Source organism: Pseudomonas sp. GW822-FHT03F08, from assembly GCF_058801265.1.
The window spans coordinates 758825-774738 of record NZ_JBXANC010000001.1; the positions used below are offsets into that span (position 1 = coordinate 758825).

Here is a 15914-nt window from a genome sequence, read left to right on the forward strand (position 1 = left end):
CTCCTTCAAGTGAGTGGACTTGGCAGGCCGGGGCGCCTTGCCCCGGCCGGTTCACGAAGTACGCAATAGACCGGCTCATTTGCTTTCCGCCTGTTTCAGCTCCAGCACTTCTTTTGGCGTGACCATGTCGCCCTTGTTGTTGCCCCAGGCGTTACGTTCGTAGGTCACGACCGCTGCGATATCGACTTCCGAGAGTTGCTTGCCGAACGCCGCCATGGCAGTGCCCGGTTTGCCGAAGTACACGCGGTGCAGGTGATCGGCTTTCGGCCCGGTGGCAATCGGCGAGCCCTTGAGCGCCGGGAACATCGGCGGCAGGCCCTGGCCTTCGGCCTGGTGACAGGCTACGCAGGTGGTGTGGTAGATCTTGTCGCCGCGCTCCTTGAGCTCGTCGAGGGTCCATTCCTTGCTCGTCAGCTCTTTGAGCTGCGCAGCCTCGGCCTTGCGATCGGCGAGCCATTTTTCGTAGTCCGCTTTCTCTTTGACCTCGACCACGATCGGCATGAAGCCGTGATCCTTGCCACACAGTTCGGCGCACTGGCCACGGTAGAGGCCGGGCTTGTCGATGCGGGTCCAGGCTTCGTTGACGAACCCGGGGATCGCATCGCGCTTGACCGCGAAGGCCGGCACCCACCAGGAGTGGATCACGTCGGCAGAGGTGACGAGGAAACGCACCTTGGCCCCGGTCGGCAGCACCAGCGGCTTGTCGACCTCGAGCAGGTAATGCTCGCCCTTGGCTTCCTTGTTGTGGATCTGCTCGGCGGGGGTGGCCAGGTTGCTGAAGAACTCGACGTCCTGGCCCAGGTATTTGTAGTGCCACTTCCACTGATAACCGGTGATCTGGATATCGATATCCGGCTCACTGGTGTCGTACATGCGGATCAGGGTGGCGGTTGCCGGAACCGCCATCGCCACCAGGATCAGCAGCGGGACGACGGTCCAGAGAATCTCGACGGTGGTGCTTTCGTGGAATTTTGCGGCGACCTGCCCGGTAGAACGGCGGTGCACCATCATCGACCAGAACATGGCGCCGAAGACGATGATCCCGATCACCACACAGATCCAGAAAATGGTCATGTGCAGGTCGAATACTGCGTGACTGATTTCAGTCGCTCCAGGCGCCATATTTACAGTCCAGGCCGCGTTGGCCTGGCTGAAAATCGACCACAACAGGAGGCCCATCCAGACGTGTGGATGTCGCATCATTGCGGGTTCCCCTTATCGTTCTTGTTATCCCGCCGGCTTTCGCCTGCGGCAAGGGAGCGGCTGCATCAGACTACGAACTTGAATCGCCGGGCCTTGCTGCGGGTGCAGTCGGGCGTCATCAGCTAACTCCATTCAATGGCGAGTATAGACAGCGGCTGAAAAATGCAATGCGCGGACGTCAATCGGGTGAAACAGCTGGCACTTGCGTTCCGGGGCACGAATGGAGAAGGATGCAGACGAGTGGTGGCAAACCGATATAACGCAGGTGTATCAAGGATGAAATAATTATGACAAATGCGTCTTAGCATTTTTCGTAAGCCAGCTAAGTTATGTCTTCCCTATTTCATTGCCTTGTTTCCTGGAGTTTTCATGAACACCGCCGCATTGCGCGAGCAGATCCACATAGCCCGACAACACGAGATTGAAACCGGAAAGCTGACCCGTCAGCTGGAAGCCCAACTGCAACACCTGCACCCGGCGATCCAGTTGCCGGAAACCGACGCCAATGGCGTGCTGACGCGTTTTGTCGCCGCCTACATCGATGAAGTGCCAGACCTGCTGGATGCAGCCAATGAAGTCGCCAGGGAAGCGGGAATCGAGTCACAGATCAAACCGGTGCTGAAAATCGCCGAACAGTACTTTCTCCAGCCGCCGGTCGGCCTGGACAGTCTGCTGGACGAAGCCTACCTGGCGCACCGCTTTGTCGAAGAGGTCAACGACCTGTACATCAAGCATTTCGGCCAGCCACTGATCCCCTTGGACATGACGGTCGCCAATCTGATTGCTCACCAGTTGCTCGGTGAGGAATTTGCCAATCAACTTGATGAAGTGGTGCATCACGCGGTGGACAGCATGCTCGACGACGACAGCTTTGCGCTGGAGTCGGTGGAAGCCTACCGCGAGAAACTCAGCAGCCCGGACACCGGTGCGGCGTGGAAACGCTGGCCGTGCATGAGTCGCCGTCTGGGCGTGGGCCTGGAACTGGATCAGCCTGCGGCTTGATCTCTGCGCAAACGATTGGGGGAACAGATTGCTCTGTTCCCCCAAATGTTTTCAGCCTGCCGCACCGATCCCGGTGGTGGTACGGATTCGTCCTTCAAGCCGTCGCTTCAATCCCCGCGACTCGATCAACAGCTTCGAACCCTTGGCCGCATTGGCCCGGCCCCACTCTTCCAGCAGTTCCAGACACGAATGGTCGATGTAGCTCAGATTGTTGAGCGGTACATGCACCGTCGTGCCCGAAGGAATACTGCCCAGCACCTGAGTCAGCGCCGGCACTTTGAGGAATGTTGCCGCGCCCACCAGACGCAACTCCATTTCCCCGTCCTGCGGCAGATCGATCAGGCTGATCTTCAGCCGTGAAGCCTTGAACGCCAGTTTCACCAGGGTCAAACCGAAACCGATCAACACGCCGGTCAGCAGGTCGGTGAAGATGATCGCCAGCGCCGTAGCGGCGTAGGTGAACATTGGCATCCGGCCATACCGCCCCAGACCGCGAAAGGCTTTCAGATCCACCAGTTTGAAACCGGTGTAGACCAGCACCCCGGCCAGGCTCGCCACCGGAATGCTTTGCAGCACACTCGACAGCAACAACACGAAGGCCAACAGCCACAGGCCATGGAAAATCGTCGAGTAGCGTGTGGTGGCGCCGGCCTGGACGTTGGCCGAGCTGCGCACGATCACCCCGGTCATCGGCAGCGCGCCGACCAGCCCGCAGAGCATGTTGCCGACCCCTTGTGCCGACAGTTCGCGGTCGAAGTCCGAGCGCGGGCCGCTGTGCATGCGATCCACCGCGGCGGCGGAGAGCAGGGTTTCGGCGCTGGCGATGAAGGCCACGGCAAACGCGGCAATCAGCAGGGTCGGATCGGCCAGGCTCAGCAGATCCGCGGGTTTCAGCCAGTCGATCGCTTCGGCCAGATTTGCCGGCACTTCAACCCGCTTCACTTGCAGCGCCAACAACAGGCTGGCGCCTGTCGCCAGCCCGACACCGAGCAGCGCGCCGGGAATGAAACGCAGTGAATGTGGACGGCATTTCTCCCACAGCCACATCACGGCGATGGTCGATAGCCCGAGCAACCCGGCCTGCCATCCAAACGACGGCAAGGCCTGGGCCACCGCACCGGGGAACGCTGTCAGGTTGTCCAGCCCCGAGGGCTTCGGCGCGGCATCCAGCATCACATGCACTTGCGAGAGCACAATCAGCACGCCGATCCCGGCGAGCATCCCATAGACCACCGCTGGCGCCGTGACCCGAAACCAGCAACCGAGCTTCAGGCGCCCGGCCACCAATTGCAGCAATCCCGCCAGCAACAGGATCGGCCCGAGCATCTCGATCCCGTGCTGGCGCACCAGCTCGAACACCAACACCGCCAGACCTGCCGCCGGCCCGCTGACTTGCAACGGCGAACCTGCCAGCCAACCCACCACCAGCCCACCGATGATCCCGGTGATCAAACCTTTGGCCGGTGGCAGCCCCGAAGCAATCGCAATGCCCATGCACAGTGGCAGGGCGACCAGAAACACCACCACCGAAGCCAGCAGCTCCCGTGGCAACACCGCTTTCAATTGAGCTGCACGCATGATGACTCTCCCGAAGTTTTCTTCAGGCGTGGCGAAGCCTGGCCGCTGAAACAGCGACCGGCGTCAGACCACACGGATTTTTAGGAGGATTTAGAAGCGCGCTTTGGGCGTCGCCACCGGAATCGGATGGCTGCCATCGAGCGGCAGGAAGCGTCCCTGATCCGCGTCGTAAGCTTTGATTTCGCTGGTTTCGATGTTGTAGACCCAGCCATGGATGAACAGATGACCGTTCGCCATGCGCGAGGCTACCGAAGGATGGGTACGCAAGTGCTGCAGTTGGGCGATGACGTTTTCCTCGGTGAGGATCGGCATGCTTTCTTTTTCGTCGGTGCAGTTGCAGTTGTCATGCACCATGGTTTTCGCGACTTCGGCATGGCGCAGCCAGGCTTTGACCGTCGGCATCTTTTCCAGGCTGTCCGGATTGAGCACTGCGCGCATGGCGCCGCAATCGGAGTGGCCGCAAATGATGATGTGCTGCACGCCAAGCGCCAGTACCGCGTATTCGATGGCGGTGGAAACGCCACCGTTCATCTGGCCGTAGGGCGGAACGACGTTGCCGACGTTACGGGTCACGAACAGATCGCCGGGGGAGCTCTGGGTGATCAGTTCCGGGACGATGCGCGAGTCGGCGCAAGTGATGAACATCGCCCGTGGCGACTGGGCCGTGGCGAGTTTCTTGAAGAGTTCTTCCTGTTGCGGAAAGACCTCATGATGAAAATGCAAAAAGCCGTCAACGATATGTCGCAGCGCTGCATCGGCGGATTCCGCCCCAGGGACGGCTTGCGCCGACGCAGCCAACGGCTGTTTATCCTTGTCACTCATGATTCATCCTCTTTGGCGGATTCGGGGAGTCGTTCCCGTGTATTCCGGTATGAAGCCAGTGGCTGTTTAAAAACATCCGGGTCATCCCGACCCGTCAGTCACTCGATGAACAAGGTAACCGCCGAAACTTAACTCAAACTGAATCAAGCGCTCTAGAACGTGTGTTCCAGGTCACAAAAAACGTGACCAGCGTAACCGGGTAAGCAATTCCCTCCACTCAACCATAGGCCAATTGTCCCTAAATCAGCGCCATCTGGCGACCCGGCGGACAAAAGGCTGTGCAATCCAGATTGAAACCTTCGCGGTGATTGAGTCCCAGGCGTTTCAACACCTTGGCGAAGCGTTGCGCGAGCAGGTCGGCGAACGGCCCTTCACCGCGCATGCGCGCGCCAAAACGGCTGTCGTACAGCTCGCCGCCACGACTCTGGCGGATCAGGCTCAACACATGCGCCGCACGCTGCGGGTAGTGCGCTTCAAGCCATTCCTCGAACAGCGGCGCCACTTCCAGCGGCAGGCGCAGCATCATGTACGCGGCGCTCTGGGCTCCGGCGGCGTGGGCTTCGGTCAGCAGGCTTTCGATTTCGCTGTCGTTGATCATCGGAATCATCGGCGAGCACAGCACACCGACCGGGATACCCGCTTCGCGCATCACCCGGATCGCCCGCAACCGGGCCTTGGGCGCGGCGGCCCGGGGTTCGAGAATGCGTTTGAGCTCATCGTCCAGGGTGGTGAGGCTGATCATCACCGCCACCAGCCGTTGCTGCGCCAGTTCGGTGAGCAGATCGAGGTCACGCAGGATCAGAGAACCCTTGGTGACGATGGTCACCGGGTGCCGGTAGCGCAGTAATACTTCGAGGGTCTGACGGGTGATTCTGTGTTCGCGTTCGATCGGTTGATACGGGTCGGTGTTGGAGCCCAGATTGATCGGCGCGCATTGGTAGCCTTTTTTCCCCAGCTGCTCTTCCAGCACCTGGGCGGCGTTGGTCTTGGCGATCAGCTTCGTTTCGAAATCCAGCCCCGGCGACATGTCCCAATAGGCGTGGCTCGGCCGCGCGTAGCAATAGATGCAGCCATGCTCACAGCCGCGATAGGGATTGATCGAGCGGTCGAAGGGCAGGTCCGGTGAGGTGTTGCGGGTGATGATGGTTTTCGCCGTCTCGAAACTGACTTCGGTGCCCTGGGTCAGTGGCACTTCCTGATACCAGCCATCGTCCTCGGCCACCGAACGACTGGGCGCGAAGCGGTTGTGCGGATTGGTGGCGGTGCCGCGACCGCGCGGGGGAAGAGGGGTAGACATGGCAGCGCCTCGATACTGTGTGCATATACAGTATCGAGGCGCTGTCGATCTGACTAGTGCCGTTGGGCGAACGGTCAGTTGTGCTGTGTCACCTGGCCGAGGTCATCGGTCGAGGTGTGCTTCAAGTCTTCCTTGCGTAACTCCGCAACATCAGCTGCTTTGACCGGCGCGCCCTTGTTGCCCCAACTGCCTCGGATGAAGCTCACCACATCCGCCACTTCCTGATCCGACAGACGCCAGGCGAAGCCGGGCATGGTGAAGGTCGACGGCGCGGTGTGCGTCGCAGGCAGCGTGCCGCCCTTGAGCACGATGTGGATCAGCGACGTCGGGTCTTCCGATTGCAACACCGGGTTGCCCGCCAGCGCCGGGAACACCCGGGTGTAGCCGTGGCCATCGGTGCGGTGGCACGCCGCGCAGTTGTCGATGTACACCGACGCGCCACGCTGACTGTCATCCCCATTCCACAAGGCCTTGGCGGCTTTCTCGTCGTACTGATGTGGCTGGTCGGCAGGGTCATTGGCCAGCAGCGACTTCAGGTATCGGGCGATCGCGGTCAGGTCGGCGTCGGTCATGTACTGCATGCTGTGGGTGACCACGTCGCTCATACCGCCGAATACCGCGCTGCGGTCGCTGCGGCCGGTCTTGAGGAACTGCACCAGTTGCTCTTCGCTCCAGCTGCCGAGGCCATCCTTGTGGTCGCCGCGCAGGCTCTTGGCGATCCAGCCTTCCAGCGGCGCGCTGCCTGACAGAAAACTGCTGCCTTCGGCCGCGCTCAGGGATTTTTCCTGCATGGTCAGGGCCCGTGGCGTATGGCAGGCGCCGCAATGTCCGAAGCCTTCTACCAGATACGCCCCACGGCTGACGACGGCATCGTCCGACGCGGGTTTGTAGTCCTCGACCTTCGGCGCAAACAACCAGCGCCAGCCCATCAGCGGCCAGCGCATGCTCAATGGCCACGGGATGTCGCTGGCCTTGTTCTCCTGCGCCACCGGTTCAACACCGTGCATGAAGTAGGCGTAGAGCGCCTGCATGTCATCCTGACTGACACGGGCATAGGACGGGTACGGCATCGCCGGGTACAAGGTACTGCCATTTTTGGCGACGCCATGACGCACAGCCTGGTCGAACTCCTCGAAGTTGTAGCCGCCCAGCCCGGTGTTGTCCGGGGTGATGTTGGTCGAGTAGATCGTGCCGATCGGGGTTTCCATCGGCAGGCCACCGGCGAACGGCTTGCCGTCCTTGGCCGTGTGGCAGGCCACGCAGTCACCGGCACGGGCGAGGTATTCACCTTTTTTGATCAAGGATTGATCAACTTCGGCGCCGTAAAGGGATGCGCTGCCGAGCAGTGCCAGGGTCGCGATAACGAGAGTCTTCATGGTCATCGCTCCTTAAGCCTGAACCAGCGGGCCGGGGTTTTTCAGGTATTGCTCGCGGATCGCTTTCGCCGACCAGTAGGTCAGCGCGGCGACCAGCCCGGTCGGGTTGTAACCCAGGCCTTGCGGGAATGCCGAGGCGCCCGGGACGAACACGTTGTGCACGTCCCAGCTCTGCAAGTAGCGGTTCAGCGCGCTGGTCTTCGGATCGGTGCCCATGATCGCGCCACCGTTGAGGTGGGTGGTCTGGTAGGACGCAGTGTTGAAGTGCTCACCGACTTTCTTGCCAAGCACGGCAATGGCTTTCGGGCCCATGGCTTGCGCGACCTTGCCCATTTTTTCGACCATGAAGCGGTTCATCTTGATGTCGTTTTCCTGCCAGTCGAAGGTCATCCGCAGCAGCGGCAGGCCGTAGGCATCGCGGTACACCGGGTCCAGATCGAGGTAGTTGCCACGGTAGGACTGATGCGCGCCGTGAGCGTCCATCGACACCTGGTGGGTGTAGTAATCGGCGGTCGCGCGTTTCCAGTCGCTGCCCCAGGCCGGGGTGCCTGGCGGGTTGGAGGTGCCGGCAATCGGACGGCTGCCGGCCTGGTTGACCCACATTGGCGAGCCACCGACGAAACCGTGTGGCCCGTGGTCGAAGTTGTCGGCGTTGAAGTCGTCCAGCGCCACGCCGTTGCCGCCGGCGCCGATGAAGTTGTTGGTGTGGGTGTCCTTGTCGAAGAACGCCTTGATGGTCGCCATGTTCTGGTAGGCGAAGTTACGTCCGACCACGCCTTCGCCGCTGACCGGATCGTACGGTTTGCCGATGCCGGAGAGCAGCATCAGCCGTACGTTGTGCAACTGGAACGCGCCGAGGATCACCAGATCCGCCGGTTGCTCGATCTCGCGACCCTGACCGTCGATGTAGGTGACGCCGGTGGCTTTGGTTTTCGTGCTGTCGAGGTTGACCCGCAGGACGTGGGCGTTGGGCCGCAGTTCGAAATTCGGCAGCGGTTTCAGCGCCGGCAGAATGTTCACGTTCGGCGAGGCCTTGGAATACATGTAGCAAACGTAGCCGCTGCAGAAGCCGCAGAAGTTGCACGGGCCCATCTGCGCGCCGTAAGGGTTGGTGTACGGCCCCGAAGTATTTGCGGAAGGCAGGTTGTAGGGTTTGTAACCGACCTCTGTGGCCGCTTTGCCGAACAGTTGTGCAGAAACCGTGTTCTTCTGTGCTTCCAGCGGAAACGGGTTCGAACGATCCGGCGCGTATGGGTTACCGCCCTTGCCCTGGCCGACCAGTTGGCCTTTCACGGTCCAGGCCTGGCCGGAGGTGCCGAAGACTTTTTCGGCGAAATCGAAGAACGGTTCCAGCTCTTCATAGCTGACGCCGAAGTCCTGGATGGTCATGTCCTTGGGGATGAAGCTTTTGCCGTAACGCTCTTCGTAGTGGCTGCGCATGCGCAGCTCGATCGGATCGACACGAAAGTGCACGCCCGACCAGTGCAGCCCGGCGCCGCCCACGCCATTGCCCGGCAGGAACGCGCCCAACTGGCGGTTCGGCAGGGCGATGTCATTGACGCTGTGACGGATGGTGACGGTCTCTTTGGAGATGTCCTGGAAGAGTTTTTTCCGCACGCTGTAGGTGAGTTCGTCGATCACCTGGGGATAGTTGCCGTCAGGATAGGTGTCCTGCATCGGCCCGCGTTCCAGCGCCAGCACGTTGAGACCGGCTTCGGTCAGCTCCTTGGCCATGATTGCGCCTGTCCAGCCGAAACCGACGATCACTGCATCGACCTTCTTCATTACCGTTGCCATGCTCACGCCCTCTCGCCGCGAATCGAAACTGCCGGGAAGGGGTATTGCTCGTTGCGTTCCACCCAATCCATGAAATCGGCGCGGGCGCCGGGGAAGCCGATCATGGTCCAGCCGACCATGCCTTTATTGCCACCGTGGATCGGGTCGCAGAAGAACCCTTCCTTGGTGTTTTGCAGCAGCAGACTGAAGAAAATCTTCGCTGGAACGCTGTCGAATTGCGGTTTTCCGGCTTCCAGCTGCTTGAGCAGATCGTCTCGGGTAGCGCTGTCTTGCTCGGCAAATGTTTTGCCATTGAGGGATTTTGCCCACTGATCCGTGGCGGCGATGCCGAGGCGATAGATCTCTTTTGGCACCAGTTTGCTCTGCCAGCCCATCTCGGGCGCAGCGTCGGCATTGAACGGGCCTTGCATGTACCAGAGGGCACCGGCGGCGTACGGCGTGTTCATCTGGCGGTCGATGTATTCCGGCACGCCAGCCTCGAGAGCGCCAGGGCCCTGGGCATCATTGGGGATCAATTGCGCAACGGCGGCATTGATGAACGCCCACTCTTCGGCGGTGAAGTAGTTCGGTTGATAGACGCCCGCGTCAGCGCCGGCCGGTTTTGCCGGTGCCGCAGCCGGTGCGCTTTCCGGGGCGGCTTGCAGCACGCTGCTACCGAGTCCGGTACCGGCGAGGGTGACCACCGGGATCAGGGTCAGGGATTTGCGCAAAAACTCACGCCGCGGGTTGTCTCGATCTTGATCAGACATGGGGTGCACCTCATCAGGCATTGATGGTTATCAGCCGCTTCTGGGGACGACTTTTGAGTGGTCGGTTGCGACGTGGCCGGAAATGACCCGGAAAAGGGGGACGCGTCTGCAACATGATGTGACAAATGGTAGCAGCCTAACCAACCGGATGAATCGATTCAGCCGAAAAAAAGCCCGGATTTGCGACGAAGGATATCCCTGGCTTCACGTTTCTTTGACAAACGCCTCACAGGGATTTGACTGGACAACCCTCAAGCTGCGGCCCTCACTGACGAATCCCACACGGTCACCACTCAGCATGTCCTTGAAGCGTTTTTCCTCTGCGATCTGTTTCTCGCTGCTTGCCCTGCTCGGCTCGATCCCGGCCCATGCCGCAGATGCGCCGGTTTCTCGTCCTCCGGAATGGGCGCAACCGGTCGAAGTGAAATACAACTTCTTTCAGATGTCGCCCACGCTTTATCGCAGTGCGCTGCCTGACGCCGGTGCCGTGCCGTTGCTGCAAAACCTGAAAGTGGCAACGGTCATCAACTTTCTGCCAGAGGCGGATTCGAGTTGGCTGAACGCTCCTGGCATCAATCAGGTGCAACTGCCGTATCGCACCAATCATGTCGATGACAGCGACGTGCTCAAGACCTTGCGCGCGATCCAGACCGCCGAAGCCAACGGCCCAGTGTTGATGCATTGCAAGCACGGCTCCGACCGCACCGGCCTGATGGCCGCGATGTATCGCATCGTGGTGCAAGGCTGGAGCAAGGAAGACGCCCTGAACGAAATGACCCAGGGCGGTTTCGGTGAAAGCGGTCACTTCAAGGACGGCGTTCGCTACGTCATGCAGGCTGATGTCGAGAAGCTGCGTACCGCACTGGCCAATGGCGATTGCAGCACCAGTGCGTTCGCTACTTGCTCGATGAAGAGCTGGTTCCAGACCGTCAATCTGAAGTAACCCGCCGGATGATCGAACGGCCGGCACCCACGTCTTCACTGACCGGCCGGCCGACGAAAGCTTTCACTGCTTCCAGTAACGGGCGCCCGGCCCCGGGTGCAAAGAACGTTTCCCGGAACGCCCGGCCGGTCTGCGGCCTGAACACCCAGTCATGACTGAAGCGTTTGAACGCTTCTTGAGCCAGCACCCCTGACCAGACATAGGCGTAAACCGACGCGTCGTACTGGGTCACCATGTAATCGAAACCATTGGCGAACCGGTGATTGCCCGGTAGTTGCAGGTGAGCCATTGTCCGCTGCACGTCGGCGCAAACCGCTTCGACAGAGCGCCCATCGCCGTGGGTCAGGTGCAGCTCGAAATCGATGATCGCGCCCATCAGCAGCAAGGCTTTTTGTCGGCTGGCGTGGGCCTGACTGGCCGTCAGGGCGGCGTCGACCCGTGAAGCACTCAGGCGCTCGCCGGTCTGGAAATGCGCGCCGAGCCACAGCACAAACTCTCGCGACTGACACCACTGCTCGAACAGTTGCCCGGAGAATTCCGCTGCCTCATGGCCCAGTTGCAGGATGCCGGACAGGGTGTGATGAGGTGAACGCGTCAGTACGTGCTGAAGGCAGTGGCCAAACTCATGAAAAAGTACCTGCAGGTCGTCGAGTTCGAGACGGCACGGATGGCTGTCAGTGGCCGGAGTGAAATTGCTGTAGAGCACAGCAATGGGGAGCGCCGGGCGCCCTTCGGCATTGATCCGGCGGTTGCGCAGCGTGGAGGTGCCGGCGAAATCCGCAGCGTTGTCGCGGTGAAACGGGTCGAGGTAGATGTAGCCGATGACTTGCTCGTGCTCGCTGATTTCCAGCAGCCGTACATCGTCATGCCAGTGCCTGCCGCTGATTTGCTCGACGATGCGGATCCCGAACATTCGCTCACAGAACAGACAGAGCCGGCGCAGGGTACCCTCGAGCGGGAAGTAATCACGCAGGTCGTCCAGCGCACCGGGAAACTGCTGCTGGCGCCATTGTTCGGCGAGAAAGTCTTCATCCCATGGCTGAATCCGGTCGATGCCGCGTTGCAACGCAAAGGCGGCCAGTTGTATGGAGTCCCGCTCGAGAGCCGGCGCCAACTGCGCAACCTGGCGCTGGAGAAAATCACTGACCCACGCTGTCGTCCCGGACATGGTTTTTGCCAGCGTCAGTTGCGCGGCGTTTTCGTGGCCAAGTAAACGGGCTTTCTGTTGGCGCAAGGCAAGCAACGCCGTCAGTACCGGGCCGTTATCGAAGCGGCCGGCCAACGGCCCCTGATCGGAGGCGCGGGTCGCGTAGGCCACACAGCATTCTTCCCGCAAGGCACGGTTCTCGGCGTACTTGAGGATGTGATTGCAGGTGTTCTGATCCAGACGGATCAGCCAGCCGTCATGGCCGGCCTCGCGTGCGGCGCGCGCCAGGCGATCCCTCATCGCCGGTGACAGACCCGCGAGCAGTGCAACGTCGTCGATCCGTTTGCTCCAGGTCTCGGTCCAGCGTTCGAGGTGGGTCAAAAACACGGATTCCAGGCCGCCGATCTCAAGGTTCAACCGGGCCAGTTCCTGCTGTTGCTCAGTGGGAAGCTCGATGCCCGACTGCCTGAATTTGCGCAGTATCCGCGCCAGCACGATCTTGCGTGACTCATCGAAGTTGGCCGCGATCGAACTCCGCGCCAAACGCTGGTAGGCCTCGTACAGCGGGCGATTGCGGGATTTTTCGGAACGATACTGATTGATTGCCAGATGCGCCTTGGCGCTTTCCACGAGCCACGTGGCATCGTCGGACCTGACCGTCGACAACGTTTCGAGAATCGAGCGGACTTCATTGAGACGGGCATCCGCTTCATCGATGCTCAGCACCAGATCATCCCAGCCGGGGTGCTCGGCCTGACTGGCGATCACTTGCGCAACGATTTGTCGGTTGTCGGCAATGATGCTGTTGATCGCCGGCAGCAGATGCTCGGTGCGAATATCCGGCCAGGGTGGCAGGGTCCAGTGTTGCAGGAGGGGATTGGAGTCAGGCATGGCAGCTTCCTTCGAGGCATGGCGGAAACGGCCAGCCTACGAAGCAAGTGCAGAGGACGGGTGTTAAGCCAATACCACCTTCCACCGGGATTCGGCAGAAGGTGGTTCTGGATCAGTGTTGCTCGTCGGGCTTTTTCTTCAGCTTCGGATTCGGGAAGAACTGCACCGCCTGAACCGTTTTGTCCGGTGCAGGCTTGAGCGCACTGGTGTTGACCCGCGTGCCCAGCTCTTTTGGAACCGACAACCCTTGTGCGTTCAGCGTATCGCTGTAGCCGCACGCCACGCATTCGCGGTGCGGGACATCGTCTTCGCTCCACATCATCAGCTTGTCCGGCTCGCTGCACGCCGGGCAGACGGCCCCGGCGATAAAGCGTTTTTTGGTCTTCACAGGTGCCTCACTCATGCTGCCGCGTCCTCACTCAGGCCGCTGTGGCGCAAGAGTGCGTCAATCGATGGCTCACGGCCACGGAAGTCGACGAACAGCACCATCGGCTCCTGCGAGCCGCCGCGGGCCAGGATCGCCTCGCGGAAGGCGCGACCGGTGTCGGCATTGAGCACGCCGTCTTCTTCGAACTTGGAGAAGGCATCTGCCGACAGCACTTCCGCCCATTTGTAGCTGTAGTAACCCGCCGCGTAACCGCCGGCGAAGATGTGCGCGAAGCTGTTCGGGAAGCGGTTGTAGGCCGGAGGGCGCATCACCGAGACTTCGTTGCGCACGCCTTCCAGCACCTGCGCGACGCTGCGACCGTCACCGTGGGTGGCGTGCAGTTCGAAGTCGAACAGCGAGAACTCCAGCTGACGCACCATCATCAGGCCGGACTGGAAGTTCTTCGCTGCGAGCATTTTTTCCAGCAGATCCTGCGGCAACGGCTCGCCGGTTTCGTAGTGGCCGGAAATCAGCGCCAGGCCTTCCGGCTCCCAGCACCAGTTTTCCATGAACTGGCTCGGCAGCTCGACCGCATCCCACGCCACGCCGTTGATGCCCGATACGCCGGCATGCTCGACGCGGGTCAGCAGGTGATGCAGGCCGTGACCGAATTCGTGGAACAGGGTGGTCACTTCATCGTGGGTCAGCAGCGCAGGCTTGCCGCTGTCGGCCGGGGTGAAGTTGCACACAAGGTTGGCCACCGGGCTTTGCAGCACGCCGTCGAGGGTGCGGCGACGGTCGCGGGCGCCGTCCATCCAGGCACCGCCGCGCTTGTTGGCGCGGGCGTAGAGGTCGAAGAAGAAGCGGCCGACGTGCTGGCCGTTTTCCTTGATCTCGAACAGGCGTACGTCCGGATGCCAGGTATCGAAGCCTTTCAGTTCGGCGATCTCGATACCGTAAAGACGTTGAACGATAGCGAACAGACCGCCCAGCACTTTGTCGATCGGGAAGTAGGCGCGCAGGGTTTCCTGGGCGACGCTGTAGCGTTGTTCGCGGAGTTTTTCACCGTAGAAACCGCTGTCCCAGCTTTGCAGATCGGCGCAGCCCTGTTCGGCGGCGTAAGCCTTGAGCTGTTGCAGATCCTGGGCAGCGAACGGTTTGCTGCGCTTGGCCAGGTCGCGCAGGAAGCTCAGCACCTGGTCGCTGGATTCGGCCATTTTGGTCGCCAGGCTCAGCTCGGAGAAACTGGAGAAACCGAGCAGCTTTGCCAGCTCCTGACGCAGGTCGAGGATTTCGCCCATCACCGGGCCGTTGTCGTTCTGGCCGGCGTTCGGGCCTTGATCCGACGCACGGGTGCAGTAGGCGGCGTAGACTTCTTCGCGCAGCGCACGGTCCTGGGCGTAGGTCATCACCGCGTAGTAGCTCGGGAATTCCAGGGTGATCAGCCAGCCGTCGAGGCCTTTGGCCTGTGCCGCAGCAGCCATTTGCGCCTTGGCCGAATCGGTCAGGCCGGCGAGGGCGGCTTCATCGGTCAGGTGCTTGGTCCAGGCCTGAGTGGCGTCGAGCAACTGGTTGGAGAAGCGGCTGCCCAGCTCGGACAGCTTGCTCTGCACTTCGGCGTAGCGCTTCTGTTCGGCTTCCGGCAGGTCGATACCCGACAGGCGGAAATCGCGCAGGGCGTGTTCCAGAATGGTTTTCTGCGCCACGTCGAAACCGGCGGCTTCCGGGCTGTTGGCCAGGGCTTCATAGGCCTGGAACAGCTCGCGGTTCTGGCCCATTTCGGTGGAGTAGGCGCTCAATGCTGGCAGGCACGACTCGTAGGCTTCACGCAGTTCGGCGCTGTTGCACACGGCATTGAGGTGGCTGACCGGGCTCCAGGCAGCGCCCAGGCGATCATTGAGTTCGTCCATCGCCAGCACCAGCCCGGCCCAGGTCGGGTTCTGGCCCTGAGTCTTGAGGATCTCGGCGATGGCGGCGCGGTTGTCGGCCAGGATGGTTTCGATGGCCGGCTGCACGTGTTCGGCACGGATCGCGGAGAACGGCGGCAGGTCGTAGGACTGCAGAAGAGGGTTGTTCACGCTCACGGTTGGCACCTTGGCTGGAAGAAACATGCGCCCATCTTAATTACAATCGACACCCACCGCAGCTATCGGCGACAGAGAGAGAACTAATCGTGTCCCTTCGCAAGTACCAGAATCACACCCCACGCTTGAGCAAAGGCGCTTTTGTCGACGGCTCCGCGGTGGTGATCGGCGACGTCGAAATCGGCGAAGACAGCTCCGTGTGGCCGTTGACGGTGATCCGCGGCGACATGCACCGCATCCGTATCGGCGCACGCACCAGCGTGCAGGATGGCTGTGTGTTGCACATCACCCACGCCGGCCCGTTCAATCCGGACGGCTTTCCGCTGCTGATCGGTGACGATGTGACCATCGCCCACAAGGTCATGCTGCATGGCTGCACCGTCGGCAGCCGCGTGCTGATCGGCATGGGCAGCATCGTCATGGACGGCGCGGTGGTCGAGGACGACGTGATCATCGGCGCCGGCAGCCTGGTGCCACCGGGCAAGCGCCTGGAAAGCGGTTTCCTGTACGTGGGCAGCCCGGTGAAGCAGGTTCGCCCGCTGACCGACAAGGAAAACGCCTTTTTCACCTACAGCGCGGCGAACTACGTGAAGCTCAAGGACCTGCATCTGGCCGAAGGCTACGACCAGCTCTGACTTTTCTCTCTATTGCCCGGGAT

The 15914-nt window shown here is 61.1% G+C and carries 13 protein-coding genes; 3 read left to right on the top strand and 10 right to left on the bottom strand.

Features of this window, described 5'->3' with window-relative positions; genetic code table 11:
- Positions 1-75: 75 nt before the first annotated feature.
- The gene (coxB, locus tag AC1RME_RS03560) at positions 76-1203 is read right to left on the bottom strand and encodes a cytochrome c oxidase subunit II (protein WP_096822439.1); all 1128 of its coding nucleotides are present in this window, start codon (positions 1201-1203) and stop codon (positions 76-78) included.
- A 369-nt stretch (positions 1204-1572) separates the two neighbouring features.
- Between coxB and AC1RME_RS03565 the strand changes: the two genes are divergently transcribed.
- Positions 1573-2205, top strand: a complete 633-nt coding sequence (locus AC1RME_RS03565) for a hypothetical protein (RefSeq protein ID WP_096822440.1) — start codon at positions 1573-1575, stop codon at positions 2203-2205.
- A gap of 51 nt (positions 2206-2256) precedes the next feature.
- On the opposite strand, the gene AC1RME_RS03570 is transcribed toward AC1RME_RS03565, so the two are convergent.
- The 6 genes from AC1RME_RS03570 to AC1RME_RS03595 form a co-directional block, all read right to left on the bottom strand.
- A complete protein-coding gene (locus AC1RME_RS03570; RefSeq protein ID WP_096822441.1) occupies positions 2257-3783 on the bottom strand; it encodes a SulP family inorganic anion transporter in 1527 nt (508 codons plus the stop codon).
- Positions 3784-3873: 90 nt separating this feature from the next.
- Positions 3874-4605, bottom strand: coding sequence for a carbonic anhydrase (locus tag AC1RME_RS03575; protein ID WP_096822442.1), 732 nt, complete (start codon positions 4603-4605; stop codon positions 3874-3876).
- Positions 4606-4843: 238 nt separating this feature from the next.
- Entirely contained in the window at positions 4844-5902 is a 1059-nt protein-coding gene (locus AC1RME_RS03580; protein WP_096822443.1) for a PA0069 family radical SAM protein, read from the bottom strand.
- 74 nt (positions 5903-5976) lie between these two features.
- Complete coding sequence (locus AC1RME_RS03585) at positions 5977-7278, bottom strand: c-type cytochrome (RefSeq protein WP_493090476.1); 1302 nt, start codon at positions 7276-7278, stop codon at positions 5977-5979.
- Between the two features lie 12 nt (positions 7279-7290).
- Complete coding sequence (locus tag AC1RME_RS03590; protein WP_096822445.1) at positions 7291-9075, bottom strand: GMC family oxidoreductase; 1785 nt, start codon at positions 9073-9075, stop codon at positions 7291-7293.
- A gap of 2 nt (positions 9076-9077) precedes the next feature.
- A complete protein-coding gene (locus tag AC1RME_RS03595; protein ID WP_096822446.1) occupies positions 9078-9824 on the bottom strand; it encodes a gluconate 2-dehydrogenase subunit 3 family protein in 747 nt (248 codons plus the stop codon).
- A 298-nt stretch (positions 9825-10122) separates the two neighbouring features.
- On the opposite strand from AC1RME_RS03595, the gene AC1RME_RS03600 reads away from it, so the two are divergent.
- Positions 10123-10767 carry a dual specificity protein phosphatase family protein gene (locus AC1RME_RS03600; RefSeq protein WP_096822447.1) on the top strand — a complete coding sequence of 215 codons (645 nt, stop codon included), beginning with the start codon at positions 10123-10125 and terminating at the stop codon, positions 10765-10767.
- Here the strand turns inward: AC1RME_RS03600 and AC1RME_RS03605 are convergent.
- The 3 genes from AC1RME_RS03605 to prlC form a co-directional block, all read right to left on the bottom strand.
- The gene (locus AC1RME_RS03605) at positions 10754-12805 is read right to left on the bottom strand and encodes a M3 family metallopeptidase (RefSeq protein WP_096822448.1); all 2052 of its coding nucleotides are present in this window, start codon (positions 12803-12805) and stop codon (positions 10754-10756) included. The two genes, AC1RME_RS03600 and AC1RME_RS03605, sit on opposite strands and share 14 nt — an antisense overlap.
- A gap of 112 nt (positions 12806-12917) precedes the next feature.
- Positions 12918-13208, bottom strand: a complete 291-nt coding sequence (locus AC1RME_RS03610; protein WP_007953955.1) for a YheV family putative zinc ribbon protein — start codon at positions 13206-13208, stop codon at positions 12918-12920.
- A complete protein-coding gene (gene prlC, locus AC1RME_RS03615; protein WP_170929373.1) occupies positions 13205-15283 on the bottom strand; it encodes an oligopeptidase A in 2079 nt (692 codons plus the stop codon). The genes AC1RME_RS03610 and prlC overlap by 4 nt, the downstream gene beginning before the upstream one ends.
- 62 nt (positions 15284-15345) lie before the next feature.
- Here prlC and AC1RME_RS03620 point away from each other — a divergent pair, with 62 nt between their 5' ends.
- Positions 15346-15891, top strand: a complete 546-nt coding sequence (locus tag AC1RME_RS03620) for a gamma carbonic anhydrase family protein (RefSeq protein ID WP_085647197.1) — start codon at positions 15346-15348, stop codon at positions 15889-15891.
- The last annotated feature ends 23 nt before the right edge of the window (positions 15892-15914 follow it).